This window comes from Micromonospora trifolii (genome assembly GCF_022229005.1).
Lineage (GTDB): Bacteria > Actinomycetota > Actinomycetes > Mycobacteriales > Micromonosporaceae > Micromonospora > Micromonospora trifolii.
This window is the reverse complement of record NZ_JAKKFD010000003.1, coordinates 1-22432: the sequence shown is the minus strand read 5'-3', so window position 1 is coordinate 22432 and position 22432 is coordinate 1. Positions and strand designations below refer to the sequence as shown.

The following is a 22432-nucleotide window of genomic DNA, read 5'->3' as shown; positions in this document are numbered from 1 at the left end:
CCCCCGCACGAGGGGTGGCACAGACCAGGATGAGCGGATGAGCCGCATCCGCCGGTCCCGGCCGGTGCTGGTCGAGGAGGCACACCGGGCCACCACCTTCGAGATCTTCTTCGACCTGGTCCTGGTCTTCGCGCTGACGCGGCTCATCGGTTTCATGGCGGAGTCGCTGGGGCCGCTCACCCTCTACCAGGGGCTGCTGCTCCTGCTCTGGTTCTGGTACGCGTGGAGCTGCTATGCCTGGCTGGGCAATCAGGTCCGCGCGGACAACGGCCCCGTACTGGCCGGAATGCTCGTGGCGATGGCCGCCATCTTCGTGGCCGCCCTGGTGATCCCCGAGGCGTGGCAGCGCCACGACGGCGCGTTGAGCCCGCCGCTCACCCTGGCCATCGCCTACCTCGCGGTCCGCGGGGTGCACCTCACCCTGATGACCTACGCCTCGTCCGGCAACCCGCAGTACCGCCGCCAGACAGCGCGCTTCGCCGTGTCCACCACACTCGCCTGGGTTCCGCTCCTGGCTGGAGCCTTCCTCGGCGGTACCGCGCAGACCGTGCTGTGGACAGTGGCGTTCCTCGTCGACTACGGCGGCGGCCGGATCGCCACCGCCGCCAGCTTCGGGGAGGTCCGCAGCGGGGCACACTTCGCCGAACGCCACGGCCTGGTGCTGATCATCGTGCTCGGTGAGTCCCTGCTGTCGGCCGGGGCCGGCGTGGGCCGGGCCACGATCGTCTGGCCGGTGCTGGTGGCGGCGGTGTTCGGCTTCGCCGCGACCGTGTGCCTGTGGTGGCTCTACTTCGTGGGCGTCGCCCCTGCCGCCGCGAAGGTGCTGACCTCGGCCTCGCCGCGCACCCGACGCCGTCAGCAGCTGGCGTCGGACGCGTACACGCTGGCGCACCTGCCGCTGGTCGCCGGGGTGGTCTACTTCGCCCTGGGCATCCACCTGATCCTCGCGAGCCTGACCGACCAGCCTCGGCACCCCGCCGGGGAGCCGATGGGATGGCCGGCGACGACAGTGCTCTACGGCGGTGCCGCGCTCTACCTCATCGGTCGTCTGCTGTTCCTCCGGCTGACCGTCGGCGGCTCGCCGGGTCAGCTCGTCGCGATCGGCGTCGTCCTCCTGCTGCTGCCGGTGGCCCGGATCCTGCCCGCGCTGGCCGCCCTCGGCCTGCTGGCGGCCATCCTCACCGCCCTGGCGCTTCACCAGCGGCTGACCCGAGCCGACTGACCACGGCCTACCACCGACAGATCGGCGGGATTGTGCGACTCCCGCTCGCCATGACAGTCTGCCCGTCATCGGTGCCGGTGAGGGGCGGTCGCACATGTTGAACATGGACGGGGTCTCGGTCGGTTACGGCGACGCGCCGGCCGTCCTCACTGACATTTCGGTGACGGTCCGACCGGGTCGGGTCCTGGCGTTGACCGGGTCGTCGGGCGCCGGCAAGACCACCCTGCTCAACGCGATGGCGGGGCTGTTGCGGCCACGGGACGGCTCAGTGACTGTCGACGGTCGGCCGCTGCGCGACCGTGATCACGCGGTCGAGCACCGGATCGTCCTCATCCCGCAGGACAACGGCCTCGCTCCCATCCTCACCGCGGCCGAGAACCTTCAGGTGGCGCTCGTAGCCGGTGGCGTCACACCACCGGAGGCCCTCCGGCAGACCGCCGCGATGCTGGATCTGCTGGGTCTCGCCGGCCAGGCCGACCAGCTCGTCGAGGAGTTGTCCGGTGGCCAACAGCAGCGCACGGCCGTCGCCCGTGGCCTGGCCCTGCGTGGGGGTGTACTGCTGGCCGACGAGGTGACGAGCTAGCTGGACGCCGGCAATCGGCAGCGGGTGCTGGATCTGTTGCACGACGAGGCGCGGCGGGGTGCTGCCGTCGTGTTCGCCACCCACGACCCGGAGGTGGCCGCCGCCTGCGAAGCAGAGCTGCACCTCGTCGAGGGGCGGGCGGAGATCGTCCGCGACTGAGGACGCCGGTAACCGGCAGGTCTCGGTCCGGTCGCACAGGGCGGCGGACCGGCGGACGGCTCGATAGCCTCGGCGTCAATGCTGACCGTCATCTGGGGTGCGCTCGCGGCCCGCCGGGCACAGGCGTTGGCGGTGCTCCTGCTCGCGGTGCTCGCCAGTGCCGCCGCGGCGGCCGCACCGAGCTACGTCGCCGCGGCCGGGCAGGCACTGGCCCGCTACGAGGTTTCCAGGGCGACGCCGAACGAGCTTCGGCTGCGGCTCGCCGATCCCGTCGAATATCCGGGGGTGCCCGGGGACCCCGCACGGACGCCGTTCGCTGACATGGTCAAGAAACTGACGCCGGCCGGCTTCGAGGTCGTCCTGGGTGCCCAGAGTGGTGGCGTCGCCGCCGGTCGGGACGGGACGGTGACCTCGAGCCTGGTCTTCCGCGCGGGGGTCTGCGAGCGGGTCACAGTGGCCGGCGCCTGCCCCCGGGCCACCTCAAGGGGGCAACTCCCCGAGGTCATGGTCGGCACGCACACCGCCGCGCGTCTCGGTGTCGCCGTCGGCGACCAGTTCACGTTCGGCGCGGTGCCGGTGCGGGTGGCCGGCATCTACCAACCGCTGGACGCGACCGATCCGTTCTGGCTGGGTGCGGAGTACATTCGGCCGGCCGCGGCGGGCCCGACCGGCACGTCGGCCGTGGGCAGCGCGGAAGACGCCATCTTCACCGCCGAGGCCGCGCCCCTGACCGACGACCAGGCCATCCTGTATCGGTCGACGGCCGACCTCTACGTCACCGAGCGCCTGTTCGACACCCGGTCCGTGGCGGACCTGCGGGCCGCTGTCACCGTGGTGACGCGCGACGGGAGCCGCGAGGGCCTCGGGGGCGGCACCAGCCTGTCCAGCCTGCTCGACCGGGTGGCCCTGCAACGCGGGCAGTTGGCCGACGGGGTGACGCTGGGCGCCGGACTGCTCGTCCTGCTCTGCTGGCTGGTCCTCTTCGTCGCGGTCGGCTCAGCGGCGGACCAGCGACGGCCGGAGCAGGGCCTGCTCCTGCTCCGTGGGGTGCAGCGCCGACGGCTGTGGGCGCTGGCGATCGGCGAGCACGCCATACCCGCCTTGTTCGCGATCCCCCTCGGCTGCCTGGGTGGCCTGACCGCTGCCACACTGCTCGCCGCGCACACTCTCCCGGCCCGCGCCGACGTCACGGTGGACGCCACCGTGATCGGCTTCGCCGCCATCGGCGCCCTCGGCGCGCTCGCCGCGGTGCTTCTCACCCAGGCTCGGATGTTGTCCGCACCGGTCGTCGACCTGCTACGCCGGGTGCCGGCACGGGTAAGGGGGTGGCGGGCGACCATCGGTGATGTCGTCGCGGTTTCCGTCGCCGTGGCTGCCGTCGTGCAGTTGCGCTCCGGCGGATCGCCCAGCGGACTGGCGCTGGTGGCGCCGGTCGCCGGGGCGCTCGCCGCAGGGTTGCTGCTGGCGCGAGTCACCATGATCGCCGGCGGGGCGGTGGGTGGTGCGCTGCTGGCGCGCGGCCGGACCGCCGGTGGTCTCGCCCTGGTGCAGGTGGCCCGGCAACCACGGTTCCGGCCTCTGATCGCGCTGCTCACAGTGGTTGTCGCGATGCTCGCATTCACCGTCGCCACGAGCGAGGTCGCGTCGGCCGCCTACCGTGATCGCGCGATCGTCGAGGTCGGTGCGCCGCGTGTGGTCGAGGTCGGTGCGACGTCCCGTTCGCACCTGTTGGCAGCCGTACGGGCGGCCGATCCCGAGGGGCGGTTCGCGATGGCCACTGTGGTCACGGGCTCGTCCTCCGCAGCCGGCACACCGCTGCTGGCCGTGGACTCCGACCGGCTTGCGACAGTGGCCAGGCCGCATTCGTCCTACGGCATGTCCTTGGCGGACGTCGAGCGGAAGATCCGCCCAACCGCACCCGGGGCACCTGTGCACCTACGCGGGCGCCTGCTCACCATCGTCATCTCCGCCAGCTTCGACGCCGAGGTCTTCGGCGGCAATCGGGTCCGCCTCGCGGTCACGGTCTCCAGCGCCAACGGCACCCGAGTGGCCACCTCTCGACAGGACATCGAGCCCGGTCGCAAGGGCTACGTCCTCCAGGTGCCCGAGTGCGCGCAGGATTGCCGGCTGGTCAAAATCGACATCGTCGCTCCGGTGGTGTCCCGGAACCTGGAGGTCCGCTTCGAGGAGATGCGAACCGGCGATGAGGACGGCGAACACGAGACGATGGTGCTGACCGGTGCTCAGTTCGCCGATATCACGCGGTGGCGGCTGACCGATCCGGATGACACCTTTCTCGACGCCACGAGCGGAACGGATGTGGCGCTGATCCTCACCGTGCCGGAAAATCGGCGTGCGACGCCGGCCGGCATCGCTGTTGCCGACGCACCCTTCCCGCTACCCGTCTACCTGACCCGATCGACGGGGACGCCGCTCGGCGGGACTCATCCGTACGACGGGGTCGACGGGACACCGACAACGGCGTTGGTCGGAGGCGTTGCCGATCGTCTACCGCGACTCGGAGGATCCGGTCTGGTCGTCGACCTGGAGTACGCGGATCGGCTCGCCGTCGCCAGCCAGAGCGGTAAGGAGGAGGTCTGGTTGACGGGAACGGCTCCCGTCGACGTCCTCGATCGGCTTCGCGCCCAGGGTCTGGTTGTCCAGTCCGAGCGGACGATCACCGGAGTTCGCCAGGACTTCGATCGACAGGCTCCGGCGTTGGCGCTGCGCTTCAACCTGTTCGCCGCGCTGGCCGGGGTGCTGATCGGGGCGGCCGGCCTGATCGCGATGGCGGCGGCCGAGCAGCGTGCTCGGGTGGCAATGTTGGTGGCGCTGCGTCGGCAGGGGTTGCCACCACGCGCAGTCCGTGGCGGCTACGGGTTACCGGCCGCGGTCGCCGCCGTATCGGGCGGCCTCGTCACAGTGGTGATCTGGCTGCTCACCCGAAGCGGGCAGCGGTTGTTCAGCGACGGCCGCTCACCGGTCCCGTTGCCCGACTGGCCGGACGTCGGCCGTCTGCTGATGTTCACGATGCCCACCATCGCGCTGTTCGCCCTCACGGCGGTCGTGCTCGGTCGGGTCGTCGCCGCCTCGGTGCGCCGCAGGAGCGGCCGATGACCGCCGAGCCACACGACGAGCCGTTGACCCTCGCCCGACCGGCAGAGGGCGTGGCCGTCACCTGCCACCGGCTGATCCACATCTACTCCACAGGCACCGGCGACGTCGTCGCGCTCTCCGGCGTGGACCTGCGGATCTCTCCCGGCGAGATGCTGGCGCTGGTGGGGCCGTCCGGCTCGGGAAAGTCCACGTTGGTGGCGATCCTCGGCGGGCTCATGCAGCCGTCCGCCGGGCGTGTGTACGTGGGCGACCACGAGCTGTCGCGGCTCTCGTCCAAGGGCCTGGCGGCCCTCCGCGGGGCCACCATCGGCACAGTGCTCCAGGGCGCCGAACGCAACCTGCTGCCGTACGTGTCGCTGTCGCGCAACATCTGGTTGGCGCAGCGACCCGCGGCACGCCTCGCCGGACGCCGGCTCGATCCACCGGAGGCGATCCTGGACCTCGTCGGTCTCGCCGGCGCGGGCTCGCGGCGGGTGGGCGACCTGACCCCGGGGCAACGTCAGCGGGCCGCTCTGGCGCAGGGGCTCGCGGCCGGGCCCGGGCTGCTCCTGGTCGACGAGCCGACCAGCCAGCTCGACGCGTCCGGTCGGGACGAGGTGCTCGCGGCGCTCACCGCCGTTAACGCGGAGCGGGGCACCACTGTGGTCGTGGTGACGCACGACGGCGAGGTGGGCGCCCAGCTGGGCCGCGCGGTCACCATCCGGGACGGCCGGGTCGGCGCCGAGGGGCGCAACGGCCGGGACTTCGCCGTGGTGGCCGGCGACGGCACGATCCAGTTGCCGCCCGAGACGGTGGCGACCTTTCCGGCCGGGACGCTCTTCGAGGTCGACCACACCGACCAGTCGATCACTCTGCGCGCCGTGGCCACCCCGTCATCCCTCGGCGGGGACGACGGGGTGGCGCGGGTCGGCGGCGAGCCGCGCCCTAGTGGGTCGTGAAGCCCGCCCGCGCCTTCAGACGGCGCAGCTCGTCGGCGGACATCAGCCAGGTGGAGTTCGTCGTCCCCAGGCCGAGGAGCACCTGGTCGAAGGTGTTGCCGTCGTTGTCGTCGGTGTAGCAGACGCTCACCTCGCCCCAGGGCGACGCGGCGACCGCGAAGTGCTCCTGGCGACCCGTCGTGGTCTGGCTCAGCGCCTGGGCAGCCAGCCGCCCGGTGGACGTGCCGTCCGGGTTGAGGCCCCGCGCCCAGACGTCCGGGTTGGCGCCGGACACCGTCCAGCCCACCACCACGTTGTCCTGGTCGTCGATGCCGACCCCCGGGGCGACGGCACCGGTTCCGGTGGAGACCGGAACCTCGTCGTGCCGGGCCGTGCCCGCAGCGGTGAACGATCGGGCCCAGACACCCCGGGTGCCGAGGTGGTCGGATTCCCACCCGACGGTGAAGTCACCGGCGAAGTTCGCCGCCACCGAGGCCCGCTGCTGCTGCCCGCCGTTCTGGGCGTTGGCCGTCCGCCGCGACAGCGTAACGGCACCGTTGGACCGGGCCAGCCGGGTCAGCCCGATGTTGTACGAGCCGTTCGCGTCGGCGTCCTCGTCCCAGACCACCAGCGCCTCGCCGGAGGCGGACACCGCCACGTCGGGGCGGTGGTGCGTGCCCGTCGTCTGCGAGGCCGTCACCTCGTACGCCTTGGTGGTGGCGGCGGTGAAGCCGGCGGCCTTGACGGTGGCGGGAGCGGTGCCCTGCACGTCCTCCCAGACCACTGTGAAGCCGACGGCGGCGGCGTTGCTGGGCGCGCCGTCCGGGTCGACCGAGACCCTCGGCCAGATCTGCTGCCCGGCGTCGCTGGCGTTGGCCTGCCCCGAGCCGAGCACCGCGCCGGTGGGCGACACCACCCGGTACTGGATGTTGTAGACGCCGTTGCCGTCGCCGTCGGCGGCCCAGACCACCACGGCGTTGCCCCGGTCGTCGAGCCCCACGTCCGGGCTGAGGTGCCGCCAGGCGGCTCCGCTGGTCCCTCCGGTGGAGAGCTTCAGCTCGTACGCGGGTGTGCCGTCGCGGAACAGCCGCAGGTAGATCTCGCTGTGGGTGTCGTCCTCCGGGGCGGTGCTGTCCCGGTCGTCCTCCCAGACCACTGCGACGTGGCCGTTGCGGTTCATGGCGATGGAGGGCAGGTCCTGGTCTCCGGTGGCGACGCTGTTCGCGGTGGTCCAGGTGACCGCCTCGGCGGTCATCGCGGTCGGGCCGAGAAACACGTTCGGGACCAGCAGGGACGCGGTGAGCAGTGCGGTTGTCACGGTCATTGTGGCTTTCTCCCTTACCCGGCCTGCAGGCCGGGCTGGCCGTCGAGGATGACGAACGAGCGCACTGTGGACGCCGCAGCGCCGTGCTCGGTCACGGTGTTCACCGCGCGGAAGTCCGCGCGGACCTGGCTGCGGCTGATCGTGGTACGGACGTAGCCGCGCCGGTCCGAGTAGAACTTCAGGTGCGGGTTGGCCGCCGCGTTCGGGACCGTGGTGCTGCCGCTGCCGTTGCCGGTCGAGCTGATCGAGGTGCAGACCAGCTCGGTGCCGATGGTGGCCGAGGACGGGTTGGCGTAGTCGGCCTTGAGGTCGTTGGCCCACGAGCGGTGCACGTCGCCGGTGAGCACCAGCGGGTTGCGCACCCCACGCTGCTGCCAGCCGGTCTGGATGCGGCTGCGGGAGGCCCGGTAGCCGTCCCACGCGTCCATGCTCGCCGCCCCGTTCGCGTCCAGCTGCTGGGCGAAGAAGACCTGCTGGCCGAGGATGTCCCAGGTGCCGTAGCGCTGGGCCAGCCCGTCGAGCAGCCACGCCTCCTGGCTGGCGCCGGTCAGCGACCGGGAGGTCAGGTCCGCGTCGGCGCAGACCTTCCAACCGTCCCCGCAGGCCTGGTCGTCACGGAACTGCCGGGTGTCGAGCATGTGGAAGGTGGCGAGCTGCCCCCACCGGACCCGCCGGTGCAGCGGGATGCTGTTGCCGTTGGCGGCGGACGGCGGTCGCAGCGGCATGTTCTCGTAGTAGGCCCGGTACGCGGCGGTGCGCCGGGCGGTCCACTGGGCGGGGGTCAGCGTGGGGCTGCTGTCGTTGCGGACCATGTTGGCGTAGTTGTTCTCCACCTCGTGGTCGTCCGGCACCACCAGCCAGGGCGCCGCCGCGTGGGCCGCCTGCAGGTCCGGGTCGGATTTGTACAGCGCGTACCGGCGGCGGTAGTCGGCCAGCGACACGATCTCGGCGCCGACGTGCTGCCGAACGGTGGAGCTGCCGACGCCGCCCTCGTAGATGTAGTCGCCGAGGTGCAGGATCAGGCCCGGGTTGTCCTCGGCCATCCGCCGGTACGCCGTGTAGTAGCCGGCCTCGTAGTGGGCGCAGGAGGCGAAGGCCATCACCAGGTCGCGGCCGAAGGCGCTGGGCGCCGGGGCGGTCCGGGTCCGCCCGACCGGCGAGATCTGCCCCTGGGCCCGGAACCGGTAGTAGTAGTCGGAGTCGGCGGCGAGCCCGCCCGCGATGGCGTGCACGGAGTGCGCGTCGGCGTACCGGGCGACCACCGAGCCGGAGGCGACCAGCGAGGTGAACCGGTCGGTGGCGGACACCTGCCACTCCACCGTCACGTCGGCGTTGGCCATGCCGCCCTGCCCGTCGGCGTTGAGCGGGGATGGTGCCAGCCGGGTCCAGAGAACCACGCTGTCGGGCGCCGGGTCACCGGACGCCACACCGAGTTTGAAGGGGTACGGCGCCGCGGCGCGGGCACCCTGGCGGGGTGTCACAGCGACTCCGGCGGTCACGAGTCCACTGAGGACGAATATGCGACGGCTCAGCCTTGTCATGGTCAACAGCCTCGGGAACGTCGATGAACGGCGATGGCTGCGCGGCGGAATCCGACATGACGGAATGCTGTCCGCGCCAAGGCGTTCAGGTGTCCGGACCGCCGGTGCCGGGGGCCGGACCGTCAGGTGAGCGGCGACGGCGACTCGGCGCCGGGGATCACCAGCGTCGGAGCGCCGGACCCGTCCGCCGGGACGGTCCAGACGTCGGGCTGGCCGTCGTCCCGGCGCAGCGTGTAGGCCAACGTCCCGCCGTCCAGCCACGCGGCCTGGTCATCGACGCTGCGGACCTCGGCGGTCGCGGTGACCCGCATGCTCGACAGGTCCAGGACCGACAGCCGCCAGCCCTTCGCCGGGTCGGCGTCGACAGCCTCCTTGAACGCGAGCCGGGTGCCGTCCGGTGACAGCGACGGGCACTCGACGTTCTCCTTCAGCGTCTCGACAGTACGGGCGGCGAGGTCACCCCGGACGAGGTACCTCCTACCCCCGGTCGCCATTGTCGCGTAGAAGCGGTTGTCGTCGGCGCTGAAGGTGACCCCCCAGTAGTTGACGTCCGCACTTCGGTAGCCCCGGCCGTCCCGGGTGATCGCGAACTCTTCGAGCGACGCCACAGTGGCGCCGGTGCGGGTGTCGAGGATCCCGGTACGGGTGGAGAAGCCACTGGAGGTGTACGAGTCGCCACCGACGAACGTCGTCCAGGAGACCATCCGGCCGGAGGCCGAGACCCGGGCCCGGTTCGGCAGCCCCGGCACACTGACCGCCCGCGTCTGGCGCAGCGTCGCGTCGAGCACGACGACCTGGTACGACCACGCGGTCTCCGGCTTCAGGCAGACCCCGGTGCCGGCCGCCGCGTACACCCGGAGGCACTCCAGGCCGGCGACGGTGCGCGGCCCGGCGGGGTCGGTCGCGGCGACGGTGGAGACGTGCCGGTCGGTGATCGCCAGCAGGCGCGGCCCGGGTGCCAGGGTGACCGCCTGCTCGCCGCCGGCCGGTGGCGGCGCCGCGGGAGCCTGCGCGGCCGTGGCGGCGTAGCCGGCCGCCACGGTGCCCAACAGAACGGCCGAGGCCACCACCACGCCCAGCTTCGCTCGGGTCGACATCGCGGTCATCGGGGCACCTTCCAGGTGGTGAGTCGGGACGGGGAGGCCAGCAGCAGCAGCGTGCCGACCAGGACGCCGGCGACGGCCACGGCCGCCACGCGGATCGCGTTCTCCGGCCCCCACGCCTGCCAGGCCAGACCGAACAGCACGGAGGAGACGAGGTAAGCGAGCGCCTGCCCGGTCTGCACCAACGCGATTCCGGTGGTCCGCACTCGCGCCGGCAGCACCGGACCGGCGAGCGCGATGAGCACGCCGTCGGTGGCCGCGTAGAAGGCGCCGTAGAGCGTCAGCGCCAGGACGATCAGCGGCCAACCGTCGACCGGCCCGGCCAGCAGCAGGTACGTCACACCGAGGGCGGTGTAGCCGCCGATCACCACGGGCAGGCGACCGATCCGGTCGGCGAGTACGCCGAGCGGTGCGGCGAGCAGCAGGTACGCCAGGCTGGTCCCCACCGCGAGCAACGGGAACCAGCGCAGGCCGAGGTCCATCCGGCGTTGCAGCAGCAGGTAGACGAAGCCGTCGCCGATGGTGGCCAGCCCGAGCATCGCGGCGGCCAGCACGAGCCGTCGGGCCGGTCCAACGCGCAGCAGCCCGAACGCCTCCCGGACGGAGACCTTCGGGTCGTCAGTCTCGCCACCCGCCTCGCCTGAGGGCTGCTCCCGGACGAAGAGCACCAGCACCACCACGGCCAGGGCCGCGATGCAGAAACTGGTGACGAAGACCGCGTCGTACGACTGCCCGACGACCAGCAGGACCGCGAACGCGGCGAGCGGCCCGAGGAACGCGCCGACGCTGTCCATCGCCCGGTGCACCCCGAACGCCCGACCCAGCGCCTCAGGGGGCGTGGAGAGCGTGATCAGCGCGTCGCGCGGCGCGCTGCGCACCCCCTTGCCGATCCGGTCGACGGCGATGACGGCGCCGATCGCCGGGATCGACCGACCGGCGAGCAGCAGGCCGAGCTTCGCGACCGCCGAGAGCGCGTACCCGACGCCAGCGATCACCTTGCGCCGCCGGAACCGGTCGGCGGCGAAACCACCGACGACCCGCAGCAGCGCGGTGGCGCCGGTGTGGACGCCGTCCAGCACGCCGAACGCCACCGGGCTGAGGTGCAGGCCCAGCACCAGATAGAGCGGCAGCACCGCGGCCACCATCTCGGCCGACACGTCGGTGATCAGACTGACAGTGCCGAGCGCGACGACGTTGCCGCTGACCATCGCGAACCGGCGGCGTCGAGGCCCCGATCCGGGTTCGTCGGCGACCGGTCGGGAGACGGTCGACAGGTACACGAGCATCTCCTCGGATCGGCGGTCGACGGGCAGCCATCGTCCGTACTCAGTGGAGCAGGCACAACGGACCGCGGATGGCCTCCCGGCGAGGGTCGGGTGAACGGGCTGACAACACCGAGGTGTTCGCTTGCCGGGACGCGGTGTTCATCCGCCCGTCGCCCGCCGGCTCATCGACCTTCCTACATTCCTTGCGCTCTTCCCCACGAGGTAAGGAGTCCTGGATGGACATTCGATTTCCCCGTCCGTCGGTGACGCTGGGGGTGGTCACGGTGATCGTCGCCGCGACCGCCGCCGTCGTCGTGACCGGCGCTGGCGCGGCGTCGGCGGCGAGCGTGACCTTCACGCCGGTCGCCGACACCTACGTCCAGAGCGACACGGCCACCACCAACTACGGCACGTCCACGCAGGTCGTGGTCGACAACTCGCCGGTGCGGCGTTCGTTCTTGCGCTTCACGGTGAGCGGTGTCAGCGGCACGGTGACCGGCGCCAAGCTGCGACTGCGCACGATCAGCGGCAACAGCGGCAGCGACGCCGGCGGCACGTTCCGCCGGATGTCCAACACGACCTGGTCGGAGACCGGCACCACCTGGAACAGCCAGCCGACCATCGACGGGGCCACGCTCGGCACTATCGGCGCGGTCAGCGGCAACACCTGGTACGAGGTCGACGTCACGGCCGCGGTCACCGGCAACGGCACGTACAGCTTCGGGGCCACCTCGACCAGCGGTGACGGCGCCTACTACGACACTCGCGAGAGTGGCGCCGACGCTCCGCAACTGGTGGTCACCACCGGGAGCACCACGCCACCCCCGTCGGGCGACCCGGTGTTCGTCGGTGCCGGCGACATCGCCGACTCGGGCTCCGGCGACAGCGCCACCGCGACGCTGCTCGACAGCATCCCGGGAACTGTCTTCACCACCGGCGACAACGTCTACGACAGCGGGACGGCGTCGCAGTTCAACAGCTACTACGAGCCCACCTGGGGTCGGCACAAGTCCCGCACCCGCCCGTCGCCGGGCAACCACGACTACAACACGTCGGGCGCGACCGGCTACTACAACTACTTCGGTACGTCCGCCGGCCCGAGCGGTCGCGGCTACTACTCGTACGACCTCGGCAACTGGCACGTCGTGTCGCTGAACTCGAACATCAGCATGTCGGCCGGCTCGACGCAGGAGCAGTGGCTACGCGCGGACCTGGCCGCCAGCAGCAGGCCGTGCACGCTCGCCTACTGGCACCACCCGCTCTTCACGTCCAGCTCCAACCACGCGCCGTCGACGTCGACGCGTCCGCTGTACCAGGCGCTCTACGACTACAACGCCGACGTCGTGGTGTGGGGACACAACCACGTGTACGAGCGGTTCGCCCCGATGAACCCGGCCGGTGGCGCCGACTCCAGCCGGGGCCTGCACAGCTTCGTCGCCGGGATGGGCGGCGCCGGCCACTACGGCTTCGGCACCATCCAGCCCAACAGCGAGGCGCGTAACAGCTCAGCGTGGGGCGTCCTGAAGTTCACCCTGCACTCCAACAGCTACGACTGGCAGTTCGTACCGGTAGCCGGCCAGACCTACACCGACACCGGCACCACCACCTGCCACTAACCCCACCCCACCCCACCCCACCCCACCCCGCCCCATCCCCCACCCCGCCGATCTTGCACTTTCTGTCCCGGCTTATGCCGCATAAGCCGCATACCGTCGACACAAAGTGCAAGATCGCGGAGTCGGGTTGGTACGCAGGTGGCCCCTGACCGCAGCGCGGTCAGGGGCCACCTGGTACGGACCGAGCGTCAGCGGGCGGTGCCGGCGCGACGCTTGTTGTAGACGTCGAAGGCGACCGCGACGAGCAGGACGAGGCCCTTCACCACCGACTGGGTCGACTGGTCGATGCCCATCAGCTGCATGCCGTTGCTCATCACCGCCATGATCAGACCACCGACCATCGCGCCCACCACGGTGCCCACGCCACCGGTGACCGCCGCGCCACCGATGAAGGCCGCGGCGATCGCGTCCAGCTCGAACATGTTGCCGGCGGCGGGCTGGGCGCCGTTCGACCGCGACGAGTAGATGACCCCGGCCACCGCCGCCAGGAAGCCCATGTTGACGAACATCCAGAAGTTGACGGTGCGGACCTTCACCCCGGACAGCGCCGCCGCCGACAGGTTGCCGCCGATCGCGTAGACCTGGCGACCGAAGACGGTACGCCGGGTGAGCAGGCCGTAGACCAGCACCAGGACCGCCAGGATGATCAGCACGATCGGCAGCCCTCGGGCGTGCGCCAACTGCCAGGCGAAGTACATGAGGACCGCGCCGACCAGCACGACCCGGGCGACGAAGAGCGGGAACGACTCGACGGGCTGCTGGTACCGGATACGCGCCACGCGGGTGCGGAAGCCGCTGACCGCGTAGCCGGCCACGGCGATGGCGCCGATCAGCAGCGTGAAGGCGTCGAAGCCCTGCCCGCCGAGCAGGCCGTTGAGGAAGCCCGCGGCGACCTGCTGGTACTCGGACGGGAACGGCGACAGCGAGATGTTGTCGAGCACCCGCAGGGTCAGACCCCGGAACAGCAGCATGCCGGCCAGGGTCACGATGAAGGCCGGAATGCCGGCGTACGCCACCCAGAACCCGTGCCACGCGCCGACCGCGACGCCGACGACAAGCGCCGCGACGACGCCGATCCACCACGGGTGGCCCTGCTGGATCACCAGGACGGCGGAGACCGCTCCGGTGAGCGCGACGACCGATCCGACCGACAGGTCGATGTGCCCGCCGATGATCAGGATGACCATCCCGATCGCGAGGACCAGGATGTACGAGTACTGGAGGACGATGTTGGTGATGTTGCCGGGGCTCAGCAACACCCCGTCGGTCAGGACCGCGAAGAGCGCGACGATGACGACCAGGGCGACGTAGATCCCGCTCTGCCGCAGGTTGTTCAACACCAGCGCCCGCAGGTCGCTCGTCCCGCTGTGCAGGGCGGCGGCGGGCGTGCTGTCCGGGGGCGTGGGGCGCTCCGTCGAAGGGGTCTTGATGCTGGTCATCCGACGAGCTCCTTGTCCTTGGTCATCAGCTCCATGAGGCTCTCCTGAGTCGCCTCGGCCACCGGCATCTCGCCGGTGATCCGGCCGGCGGCGAGGGTGTAGATGCGGTCGCACATGCCGAGCAGCTCCGGCAGCTCGGAGGAGATGACGATCACCGCCTTACCGGCGGCCACCAGCCGGTTGATGATCGTGTAGATCTCGTACTTGGCGCCGACGTCGATCCCGCGGGTGGGCTCGTCGAGGATCAGCACGTCCGGGTCGGTGAACAGCCACTTCGACAGCACGACCTTCTGCTGGTTGCCGCCGGAGAGCTTGCCGACCACCGCCATGACGCTCGGCGTCCGGATGTTCATCTCCTTGCGGCTCGCCTCGGCAACCTTGATCTCCTCGTTGCCGTTCACCCAGCCCAGGCGGGACAGCCGGTCCAACGCGGCGGCGGACACGTTGCGCCGCACGTCGTCGATGAGGTTGAGGCCGTAGCGCTTGCGGTCCTCGGTGACGTAGGCGATGCCGTTGTCGATCGCCTCGGCGACGCTGCGCGCCTGCACCTCCCGCCCGTGGACGAAGAGTCGGCCCCGGATGTCGCGCCCGTAGGACCGACCGAACACGCTCATGGCCAGCTCGGTCCGCCCGGCCCCCATGAGGCCCGCGATGCCGACGACCTCGCCGGCGCGTACGGAGAGACCGACGCCCTCGACGACCATCCGGTCCTGGACCGGGTGGCGCACCGTCCAGTCCTCGATGCGCAGGACCTCGTCACCGGGGGACGACTCGCGGTCGGGGTAGAAGCTGTCCAGGTCGCGCCCGACCATGCCCCGGATGATCCGCTGCTGGGTCACGTCGTCGGACCTCATGTCGAGGGTCTCCACGGCGCGTCCGTCGCGGATGACCGTTGTCGAGTCGGCGATGGCGGTGATCTCGTTGAGCTTGTGCGAGATCATGATGCAGGTGATGCCCTGCTCCTTGAGGGCCCGCAACAGGTCCAGCAGGTGCGCCGAGTCGATGTCGTTGAGCGCGGCCGTCGGCTCGTCCAGGATGAGCAGGCGCACCTTCTTCGACAGCGCCTTGGCGATCTCCACCAGCTGCTGCTTGCCGACACCGAGCTGGATGACCGGGGTGACCGGGTTCTCGTGCAGCCCCACGGACGCCAGCAGCTTCGCCGCTTCGGCGTTGGCGAAGTTCCAGTCGATGAGCCCGCTGCGGCCGCGCCGCTCGTTCCCGAGGAAGATGTTCTCCGCGATCGACAGGTACGGCACCAGGGCGAGCTCCTGGTGGATGATGACGATGCCGTTGGCCTCGCTGTCGCGGATGCCACGGAACTGCATCGGCTTGCCGTCGAAGAGGATCTCGCCGTCGTACGAGCCGGACGGGTAGACGCCGGACAGCACCTTCATCAGGGTGGACTTGCCGGCGCCGTTCTCACCACAGATGGCGTGGATCTCACCGCGGCGCACTGCGAGGGTGACGTCCTCCAGCGCGGTCACGCCGGGGAAGGTCTTGGTGATGCGACGCATCTCGAGGATGGTGTCGTCCATTGTCACTGTCCTCCGTCAGGTCTGGACGTGGTACGCGCCCAGGCGTCGGGCCCGGCGGATGAACGCCGGGCCCGACGAGTGGCTTACTTCTTGGCCTGACCGGCGGCGACCTCTTCCGCCGTCCAGTAGCCGGAGTCGATCAGTGTCGCCTTGATGTCGTCCTTGTAGACGGTCGCGATCGGCAGCAGGTACGCCGGGACGACCTTGACGCCGTTGTTGTACGTCTGGGTGTCGTTGGCCTGCGGCTGCTTCTTCTGCAGGAACGCCTCGGCCGCGTTCACGGCCTGCTCGGCCAGCAGACGGGTGTCCTTGAAGACCGTGGAGCTCTGCACGCCGTCGTTGATCAGCTTGATCGAGGCGATCTCCGCGTCCTGGCCGGTGACCACCGGGAGCTTCTTCGCGCCCTTGCCGTAGCCGGCGTTCTGCAGGGCGGTGATGATGCCCCGGGAGATGCCGTCGTACGGCGAGAGCACCCCGTCGACCTTCGAGCCGTCGTTGTAGCTGGAGGTGAGCAGGTTCTCCATCCGCTTCTGCGCGGTCTCCTGCTGCCACCGCAGGATGGCTACCTGCTCGGGGGTGGTCTGCTTGGACTTGACGACCAGCGTGCCGTTCTCGATGAACGGCTTCAGCGTGTCCATCGCGCCGCCGAAGAAGTACTGGGTGTTGTTGTCGTCCAGCGAGCCGGCGAAGAGCTCGACGTTCAGCGGCCCCTTGGCCGTGCCCTTCGAGCCGTCCTTGTTCAGCAGGCCGAGACCGACGAGCAGCGCGGTGCCCTGGGCGACGCCAACCTTGTAGTTGTCGAAGCTGACGTAGAAGTCGACGTCCTTGCTGCCACGGATCAGTCGGTCGTAGGAGATGACCGGGATCTTCGCGGCCGCGGCGGCCTGCAGCTGGCTGCTGAGCGCGGTGCCGTCGATCGCCGCGAGGACCAGGACATCAGCACCCTGGGTGATCATCTGGTCGACCTGCTGCGACTGCGTGGGGATGTCGTCGCCGGCGTACTGGAGGTCGACCTTGTAGCCCTTGGCCTCCAGCTTCGACTTCACCGCGTTGCCGTCGGCGATCCACCGCTCCGAGGTCTGGGTCGGCATCGAGACACCGATGGTCAGATCGCTGGGCTTCTCGTCGCCGCTCTTCTCGCCGCTGCCCGCACCCCCGCCGCTGCACGCCGCCAAACTGAGCGCGAGTGCCGCGCCGCCGAGAGCAACCAGGAATTTCCTGCCCACGGGCTTCTCCTCTCTGGACTCCCCCGCCGACTGCCGGGGCCAAGTGTCATCTTTCGGGTAGTGTTAGCGCTCACATAGATTGCGTCAACACCAGATCCGAAATACCGGTGTCACGGTCTCGTAACGGAGCATCCAGGCGAGCGTAGCCATGTGGCCGATCCGCCGGAAGGGCAGGATGCGGCGACTCAGCGTGTCGTCCGCAGCACTCTACAGACCGGTGCCCGCGGACGACGTCTGTCGTCCGCGGGCACCAGCACTACCGCCGGATCAGGTGGGTCGCCGCGACCTCGGCTGCCGGCGGACCCGATCGGCTACCGCTGCGACCACCGCTGGTTGGCCGCTGCGGTGCAGGTCCAGAGGATCACCGTGGTGCCGTTCGCCGTGGCGTTGGCGTTGACGTCCAGGCAGAGCCCGGACTGCGTGTTGCTGATCGTGCCGTTGGCGTTGACGGTCCACTGCTGGTTGGTCCCGCCGTTGCAGTCCCAGAGCTGCACCTTGGCACCGGCCGCGGCGTTGACCGGGGCGTCCAGGCACTTGCCGAGGGCCTGCAGGGTCTGACCGCTGCTGGTCCAGCGCTGGTTGGCGGCGCCGTTGCAGTCCCAGATGACCGGCTGCGTGCCGTTTGCCGTGTTGCTGTTCGGCACGTCGAGGCAGCGGCCCGAGGCGGCGCTGGCGTACGCGCTCGACGTGGTCGGCGGCGGCGTCGTCGGAGGAGTCGTCCCGCCACCGCTGACCCGGTACACCACAGTGCCGTGTGCGGGGACGCTGGCGCTGATCGTCCCGGTGCTGGAGCTGGTGCCACCGGTCCACGCGTCCACCAGCGTGAACGACGAGCCGGACTTGCCGATGGCCGCGGCCGTGGTCGAGATCGTCGTCGTCGAGCCGCCCTGGTTGAAGAGGGCCACGGCGATGTCACCGTTGGCGAGCCGCTTGGCCAGCACCCGACGGGTGCCGTCGAACGACACCTGCGTCCCCTGCAACCCGAGCGAGTCCTGGTTCATGGCGATGAGGTTGGCGTTCTTGAGGATGGTCTGCGTCGCGGAGTTCATGTTCCGCACGTCGTTGCCGGCGATCAGCGGAGACGCCATGATCGCCCACATAGCGAAGTGGCTGCGCATCTCCGTGTCGTTCATGCCACCGCGACCGACCTCCATCATGTCCGGGTCGTTGAACCCACCCGGCCTCGCGTAGGACGCCAGCGGAACTGTCACGTTGATGATGTTCTGGATGCCCATCGGGTAGCCGTTGCTCTGGCCGGTGTCCCACGCGTTGGTGATGTCCTCGGTGGTTCGCCACATGTTCGCCACGTCGCCCCAGTTGCGCTGCGGGCCGGTCTTGGCGTGGATGCTGTTGGAGTTGATGCTGTAGACGATCGGTCGGCCGGTGGCGGCCAGCGCGTCACGCATCTTGGCGAAGGTGGTCACCTGGTCGTTGATGCTGCCCTCCGGCGAGCACCAGTCGTACTTGAGGAAGTCGACACCCCAGGCGGCGAACTGACGCGCGTCCTGCACCTCGTGGCCGCGGCTGCCGGTCGCACCGGGGTAGGCGCCGAAGTACTGCGCGCAGGTCTTGTCGACCGGCACCTGGTAGAGGCCGAACTTCAGGTTCCGGGCGTGCAGGTAGTCGCCGAGCGCCTTCATCCCGCTGGGGAACCGGCTGGGGTCGCCCTGGATGTTGCCGGAGCTGTCCCGGTTGGGGTTGAACCAACAGTCGTCGACCACTACGTAGTTGTAGCCCAGGTCCCGCATACCGCTGCTGACGATCGCATCAGCCGTCTGCCGGATCAGCGCCTCGTTGATGTTGCAGCCGAACGAGTTCCACGAATTCCAACCCATGGGGGGAGTGCGTGCCACGCCGTTGTCCAGTGCCTGCGCCGTCGGCGCGCGAAGGCCGACCAGGGCACCGGCGAGCAGTACTCCGGCCGCCAGTACGCTCCCCCAGCGACGACCTCGGGTAATGCGGTTCATCGAGCCTCCTTGTCGGTGACGCCCGCCCGTGATTACGATCTCTGGTCGGTGCGCCGATAGTGGGACGCCAATTTTTGTTAGCGTTAACAGAGACGCCCATCATGTTACGGCGACATTTCACGAGGTTCAATACCTGCACGGCGTCGTATCGCCCGACATCGATTGGTCACACTCTGCAACCCATCGAGTTGCGTCTTATCAGGCGGAGCAGGTGAACAGTGGTGGCGCACGCTGACGCGGACCCACTGGACGCGGAACGGCGGCGGGACCGCTCCCCCGCGTCGCGGGAGGCGGCGACCTCCGGTTGGTCCGGCCGTCAGTGACGAGGTGGGGCGACGCTCTCGCGAGCGACCAGCGCCGGGGCGATGGTCTGCCGCAGCGCCCCGCCGATGCCCGACTCGATCTGGGACAGCAGCATCTGAAGGCTCGCCCGCGCCACCGCGTCGAAGTCCGGTCGGACGGTGGTCAGCGGCGGAATGAAGTACGCCGCCTCCGGCACGTCGTCGAAGCCGACCACGCTGATCTCGTGCGGCACCCGTCGACCGAACTCGTGCAGCGCCCGCAGCACGCCCAGCGCGAGATGGTCGTTGGCCGTGAAGACGGCGGTGACCTCCGGCATCCGCGCCAACATCTGCCCGCACCGGTAACCCGACGCTGCGGACCAGTCCCCCGGCATCGGCGGCGGCGGATCCAGCCCGGCGGCCAGCAGCGCCTGGCGCCAGCCGTCGATCCGACCGACGCTGTCGAACCAGTCGGTCGGCCCGGAGACGTGCCAGACGGTGCGGTGCCCGGCGTCGAGCAGATGTTGCGTCGCCGCCCGGGCGCCCGCCACCTGGTCGACAGTCACCAGCGGCACCGGCCGGCTCGGATCACCGTCGACAGTGACCAGCGGGACATCCTTGGGCAGGCGCTCCAGCGCCTCACCGGCCGACTCGACCGGGGCGATGACCACGATGCCGGCGACGCGGTGCGACAGGTGCCGCTCGACGGCCGCCGAGATGGAGCGGTGGTCCAGGTTTCGCACGCTGCCGACGCTGACCGCGAAACCCTCTTCGGCGGCGGTCTGCTCCAGAGCGGCCAGCAGCGACGCCGGACCGTAGAGCGTCGTGTTCTGCGCGACCACACCGATGACCTGTGATCGACCGGTCACCAGGGCGCGTGCCGCGCCATTGGGGCGGTAGCCGAGTTCGGCGATCGCCGCGCGTACCCGAAGCCGGGTCTGCTCACGGACGTTGGGGTGCCCGTTGAGCACCCGCGACACCGTCTGATGGGAGACACCGGCGAGACGAGCAACGTCCGTCATCGCGGGACCGTGGACGGCCATTTCACTCCCCCCGCTACATCTCCGGCCCGCAGCCCGTCGACGTCGACTGGAGCGGCCCGGCCCGATCCCCCTCGCTCAGTCACCACGCCGGTGCTGAATCCCAGGTGACCAGCGCTGGATCGCCGACAGTCTACGCCAGCAACGGCCCCGAACACGGCACGGCTGTGCGGGGACCCCGCGACATGCCGAAGCCGTACAACGCGTGCCCGCCCGCAGTCCCCAACCAACCGGGACGGGGCACGGTCCCGAAGTGGTACGCCGGCCTGCCCTCGCTCCTGGACAGAGCGAGGAACAGGCCGGCGAGGACCTGACGCGGTGGCGCGGACTTCACATGCCGCCAGGCCTGCGTTGCCAGCGCCACCGGTCAGAGCGATCGTCGTGTGACTGGTGTCACGGGGTGGTCAGGTCGAAGCGCCGCACGGTGACCGCGCCACCGAGCGCCTGCGTCGCGTGGTTGAAGATGGCGAATCGGTAGCCCATGAAGAACTGCCAGTTGTTCGCCAACGTCAGGGCATTGCCGAACGAGGTGAAGTTGACCCCGTCGGTGCTGTACGAGAAACGGGCCTGCCGGCCGGAGCCGGGTCTGATGTCGGCGTTGGCGCGCAACCAGATCCGGCCGCCGGAGACGGCGGTGCTCGCCACCTCGCTGCCGGTGCTGGTGGTGTTCCAGCTGCCGTCCATCGTCAGCCCGTTCTGCATGACCAGTCGGGTGGACCCGTTGTCGCGTCGGACTCCGATCCAGGCCGACGAGTTGCGCAGCACCGCCAGGCCGGTGCGATCACCGTCGCGCATGGTGGAGTAGTCCAACTCGATCGTCGCGGTCGAGGTGGGGCCCTGGATGCGGTGGGTCAGCGTGTTGCGCGCCTTGTACAGGTCGCCGGTGACGGTGGCGGTCTGCAGGTTCAGCCCGTTGTTGACCGACCACTTGCTGTTGTCCGGGTTGTGGTTCCACTCCCACTGCGGGCCGAGCGTGGTGCCGGCGAACGTGTCGGAGCCGGTGAGCGGCTTGACCGCCCGGGGCGGCGCGGGCAGGTTCGGCTTCGGGTACGTGCTGCCCCACGTGCCGTTGACCGTCTGCAGCACGGGCCAGCCGTCGCCGGTCCAGGTGATCGGGGCCATGGCCGGCATCCGACCACCGGGGTACGCGTCGACGAAGGACATGTAGTACCAGTCGCCGTTCTGGGTCTGCACCAGCCCACCCTGGTGCGGCACACCGCCACCGGAGATCGGGCCGGGCAGGTTGAGCAGCACCTGACGCTGCTCGTACGGGCCGAACGGGCCGTTCGTCGACTTCAGCACGTACTGGCCGTTGGCCGGGCGGGTGAGCCAGATGTAGTAGGCGCCGTTGCGCTTGTAGAAGCGGGCGCCCTCCAGCGTCCCGATGCTCGACGGCGTGGTGTACACCTGCTGGGCACGAACCTGGGACTTCCCGTCCGCGGACAGCTGCGCCACGCTGATGGTGCCGTTGCCGTACGCCACGTACATGGTGTCGTTGTCGTCGATCAACATCCCCGCGTCGTAGTAGCAGTTGGGGATGGTGGTGTGCTTGCTCCAGGTGCCGTCGACGGCGGACGCGGTGTAGATGTGGGTCTGCGCGAAGTCGATGCACCCGGCCCAGTAGTACGTCCGGTTGCTCGGCCGGTAGTTCAGCGTCGACGCCCAGATCCCATCGACGTAGGCGTTACCGCCGCTCATGTCGTACTTCGAGCCGAAGTCGAGCTTGGGTACTGAGTGCCCGGCGAACTCCCAGTTGACCAGGTCGTACGAGCGCAGGACCGGCGCGCCAGGCGAGTAGTGCATGGTGGACGCCGACATGTAGTAGGCGTTGTCGACGCGGATGATGTCGACGTCGGCGAAGTCCTGCCAGACCACCGGGTTCGAGTACGTGCCGTTCGACGGGGGTGGCGTCGTGGGGTCGGTCCCGCCGTCGACGCGGACGAGTTGCCACTGCTGGTTGGTGCCGTTCCAGTCGGCGTACTGCACGACGTTGCCGCCGTCGGCGGTGGAGGCACCCTGCACCTCGACGGCCTTGTTGCTGTTGCGGTTGATCAGCCGCACGTAACCACCGTCGGAGTCGGCCAACCGGAACTGCTG

General features: G+C 70.0%; 16 protein-coding genes. 6 read left to right on the top strand and 10 right to left on the bottom strand.

The window, feature by feature from the left end; genetic code table 11:
- Nucleotides 1–37: 37 nt before the first annotated feature.
- From NIE79_RS02820 to NIE79_RS02805, 5 genes are all read left to right on the top strand, one after another.
- Nucleotides 38–1222, top strand: coding sequence for a low temperature requirement protein A (locus NIE79_RS02820; protein WP_238677038.1), 1185 nt, complete (start codon nucleotides 38–40; stop codon nucleotides 1220–1222).
- 94 nt (nucleotides 1223–1316) lie between these two features.
- The gene (locus tag NIE79_RS02815; protein ID WP_372471401.1) at nucleotides 1317–1805 is read left to right on the top strand and encodes an ATP-binding cassette domain-containing protein; all 489 of its coding nucleotides are present in this window, start codon (nucleotides 1317–1319) and stop codon (nucleotides 1803–1805) included.
- 24 nt (nucleotides 1806–1829) lie between these two features.
- On the top strand, nucleotides 1830–1964 hold the full coding sequence (locus tag NIE79_RS34175) for a hypothetical protein (protein WP_372471400.1): 135 nt from the start codon (nucleotides 1830–1832) through the stop codon (nucleotides 1962–1964).
- A gap of 78 nt (nucleotides 1965–2042) precedes the next feature.
- The gene (locus NIE79_RS02810) at nucleotides 2043–5081 is read left to right on the top strand and encodes an ABC transporter permease (RefSeq protein WP_238677037.1); all 3039 of its coding nucleotides are present in this window, start codon (nucleotides 2043–2045) and stop codon (nucleotides 5079–5081) included.
- A complete protein-coding gene (locus tag NIE79_RS02805) occupies nucleotides 5078–6019 on the top strand; it encodes an ABC transporter ATP-binding protein (RefSeq protein WP_238677036.1) in 942 nt (313 codons plus the stop codon). Before NIE79_RS02810 ends, NIE79_RS02805 begins: the two co-directional genes overlap by 4 nt.
- On the opposite strand, the gene NIE79_RS02800 is transcribed toward NIE79_RS02805, so the two are convergent.
- The 4 genes from NIE79_RS02800 to NIE79_RS02785 form a co-directional block, all read right to left on the bottom strand.
- A complete protein-coding gene (locus tag NIE79_RS02800; RefSeq protein ID WP_238677035.1) occupies nucleotides 6006–7322 on the bottom strand; it encodes a hypothetical protein in 1317 nt (438 codons plus the stop codon). The genes NIE79_RS02805 and NIE79_RS02800 overlap by 14 nt on opposite strands.
- Nucleotides 7323–7336: 14 nt before the next feature.
- Nucleotides 7337–8803, bottom strand: a complete 1467-nt coding sequence (locus tag NIE79_RS02795) for an alkaline phosphatase D family protein (RefSeq protein WP_372471399.1) — start codon at nucleotides 8801–8803, stop codon at nucleotides 7337–7339.
- A gap of 182 nt (nucleotides 8804–8985) precedes the next feature.
- Complete coding sequence (locus tag NIE79_RS02790) at nucleotides 8986–9969, bottom strand: TolB family protein (protein ID WP_238677033.1); 984 nt, start codon at nucleotides 9967–9969, stop codon at nucleotides 8986–8988.
- Nucleotides 9966–11246 (bottom strand): MFS transporter, encoded by a 1281-nt coding sequence (locus NIE79_RS02785; protein WP_238677032.1) that lies wholly within the window; start codon nucleotides 11244–11246, stop codon nucleotides 9966–9968. Before NIE79_RS02785 ends, NIE79_RS02790 begins: the two co-directional genes overlap by 4 nt.
- A 221-nt stretch (nucleotides 11247–11467) precedes the next feature.
- Between NIE79_RS02785 and NIE79_RS02780 the strand changes: the two genes are divergently transcribed.
- Entirely contained in the window at nucleotides 11468–12847 is a 1380-nt protein-coding gene (locus NIE79_RS02780; protein ID WP_238677031.1) for a CBM96 family carbohydrate-binding protein, read from the top strand.
- Between the two features lie 188 nt (nucleotides 12848–13035).
- On the opposite strand, the gene mmsB is transcribed toward NIE79_RS02780, so the two are convergent.
- The 6 genes from mmsB to NIE79_RS02750 all read right to left on the bottom strand — a co-directional run.
- Nucleotides 13036–14286, bottom strand: a complete 1251-nt coding sequence (mmsB, locus tag NIE79_RS02775) for a multiple monosaccharide ABC transporter permease (protein ID WP_238677030.1) — start codon at nucleotides 14284–14286, stop codon at nucleotides 13036–13038.
- The gene (gene mmsA / locus NIE79_RS02770; protein ID WP_238677029.1) at nucleotides 14283–15821 is read right to left on the bottom strand and encodes a multiple monosaccharide ABC transporter ATP-binding protein; all 1539 of its coding nucleotides are present in this window, start codon (nucleotides 15819–15821) and stop codon (nucleotides 14283–14285) included. The genes mmsB and mmsA overlap by 4 nt, the downstream gene beginning before the upstream one ends.
- 83 nt (nucleotides 15822–15904) lie before the next feature.
- Entirely contained in the window at nucleotides 15905–17047 is a 1143-nt protein-coding gene (gene chvE, locus NIE79_RS02765) for a multiple monosaccharide ABC transporter substrate-binding protein (protein WP_091401170.1), read from the bottom strand.
- Between the two features lie 311 nt (nucleotides 17048–17358).
- Nucleotides 17359–19014, bottom strand: coding sequence for a glycoside hydrolase family 27 protein (locus NIE79_RS02760; RefSeq protein WP_238677028.1), 1656 nt, complete (start codon nucleotides 19012–19014; stop codon nucleotides 17359–17361).
- A 316-nt stretch (nucleotides 19015–19330) separates the two neighbouring features.
- Nucleotides 19331–20317, bottom strand: a complete 987-nt coding sequence (locus NIE79_RS02755; protein WP_238677027.1) for a LacI family DNA-binding transcriptional regulator — start codon at nucleotides 20315–20317, stop codon at nucleotides 19331–19333.
- A 411-nt stretch (nucleotides 20318–20728) separates the two neighbouring features.
- A partial coding sequence (locus NIE79_RS02750) for a family 43 glycosylhydrolase (RefSeq protein WP_238677026.1) occupies nucleotides 20729–22432 on the bottom strand: 1704 nt, incomplete at its 5' end.

What these genes read in the sequence shown, in the direction of transcription:
- NIE79_RS02820 (WP_238677038.1), top strand. Translation starts at nt 38, where the DNA reads ATGAGCCGCATCCGCCGGTCCCGGCCGGTGCTGGTCGAGGAGGCACAC.
- NIE79_RS02815 (WP_372471401.1), top strand. Translation starts at nt 1,317, where the DNA reads ATGTTGAACATGGACGGGGTCTCGGTCGGTTACGGCGACGCGCCGGCC.
- NIE79_RS02810 (WP_238677037.1), top strand. Translation starts at nt 2,043, where the DNA reads ATGCTGACCGTCATCTGGGGTGCGCTCGCGGCCCGCCGGGCACAGGCG.
- NIE79_RS02805 (WP_238677036.1), top strand. Translation starts at nt 5,078, where the DNA reads ATGACCGCCGAGCCACACGACGAGCCGTTGACCCTCGCCCGACCGGCA.
- NIE79_RS02800 (WP_238677035.1), bottom strand. Translation starts at nt 7,322, where the DNA reads ATGACCGTGACAACCGCACTGCTCACCGCGTCCCTGCTGGTCCCGAAC.
- NIE79_RS02790 (WP_238677033.1), bottom strand. Translation starts at nt 9,969, where the DNA reads ATGACCGCGATGTCGACCCGAGCGAAGCTGGGCGTGGTGGTGGCCTCG.
- NIE79_RS02780 (WP_238677031.1), top strand. Translation starts at nt 11,468, where the DNA reads ATGGACATTCGATTTCCCCGTCCGTCGGTGACGCTGGGGGTGGTCACG.
- mmsB (WP_238677030.1), bottom strand. Translation starts at nt 14,286, where the DNA reads ATGACCAGCATCAAGACCCCTTCGACGGAGCGCCCCACGCCCCCGGAC.
- mmsA (WP_238677029.1), bottom strand. Translation starts at nt 15,821, where the DNA reads ATGGACGACACCATCCTCGAGATGCGTCGCATCACCAAGACCTTCCCC.
- NIE79_RS02760 (WP_238677028.1), bottom strand. Translation starts at nt 19,014, where the DNA reads ATGAACCGCATTACCCGAGGTCGTCGCTGGGGGAGCGTACTGGCGGCC.
- NIE79_RS02755 (WP_238677027.1), bottom strand. Translation starts at nt 20,317, where the DNA reads ATGACGGACGTTGCTCGTCTCGCCGGTGTCTCCCATCAGACGGTGTCG.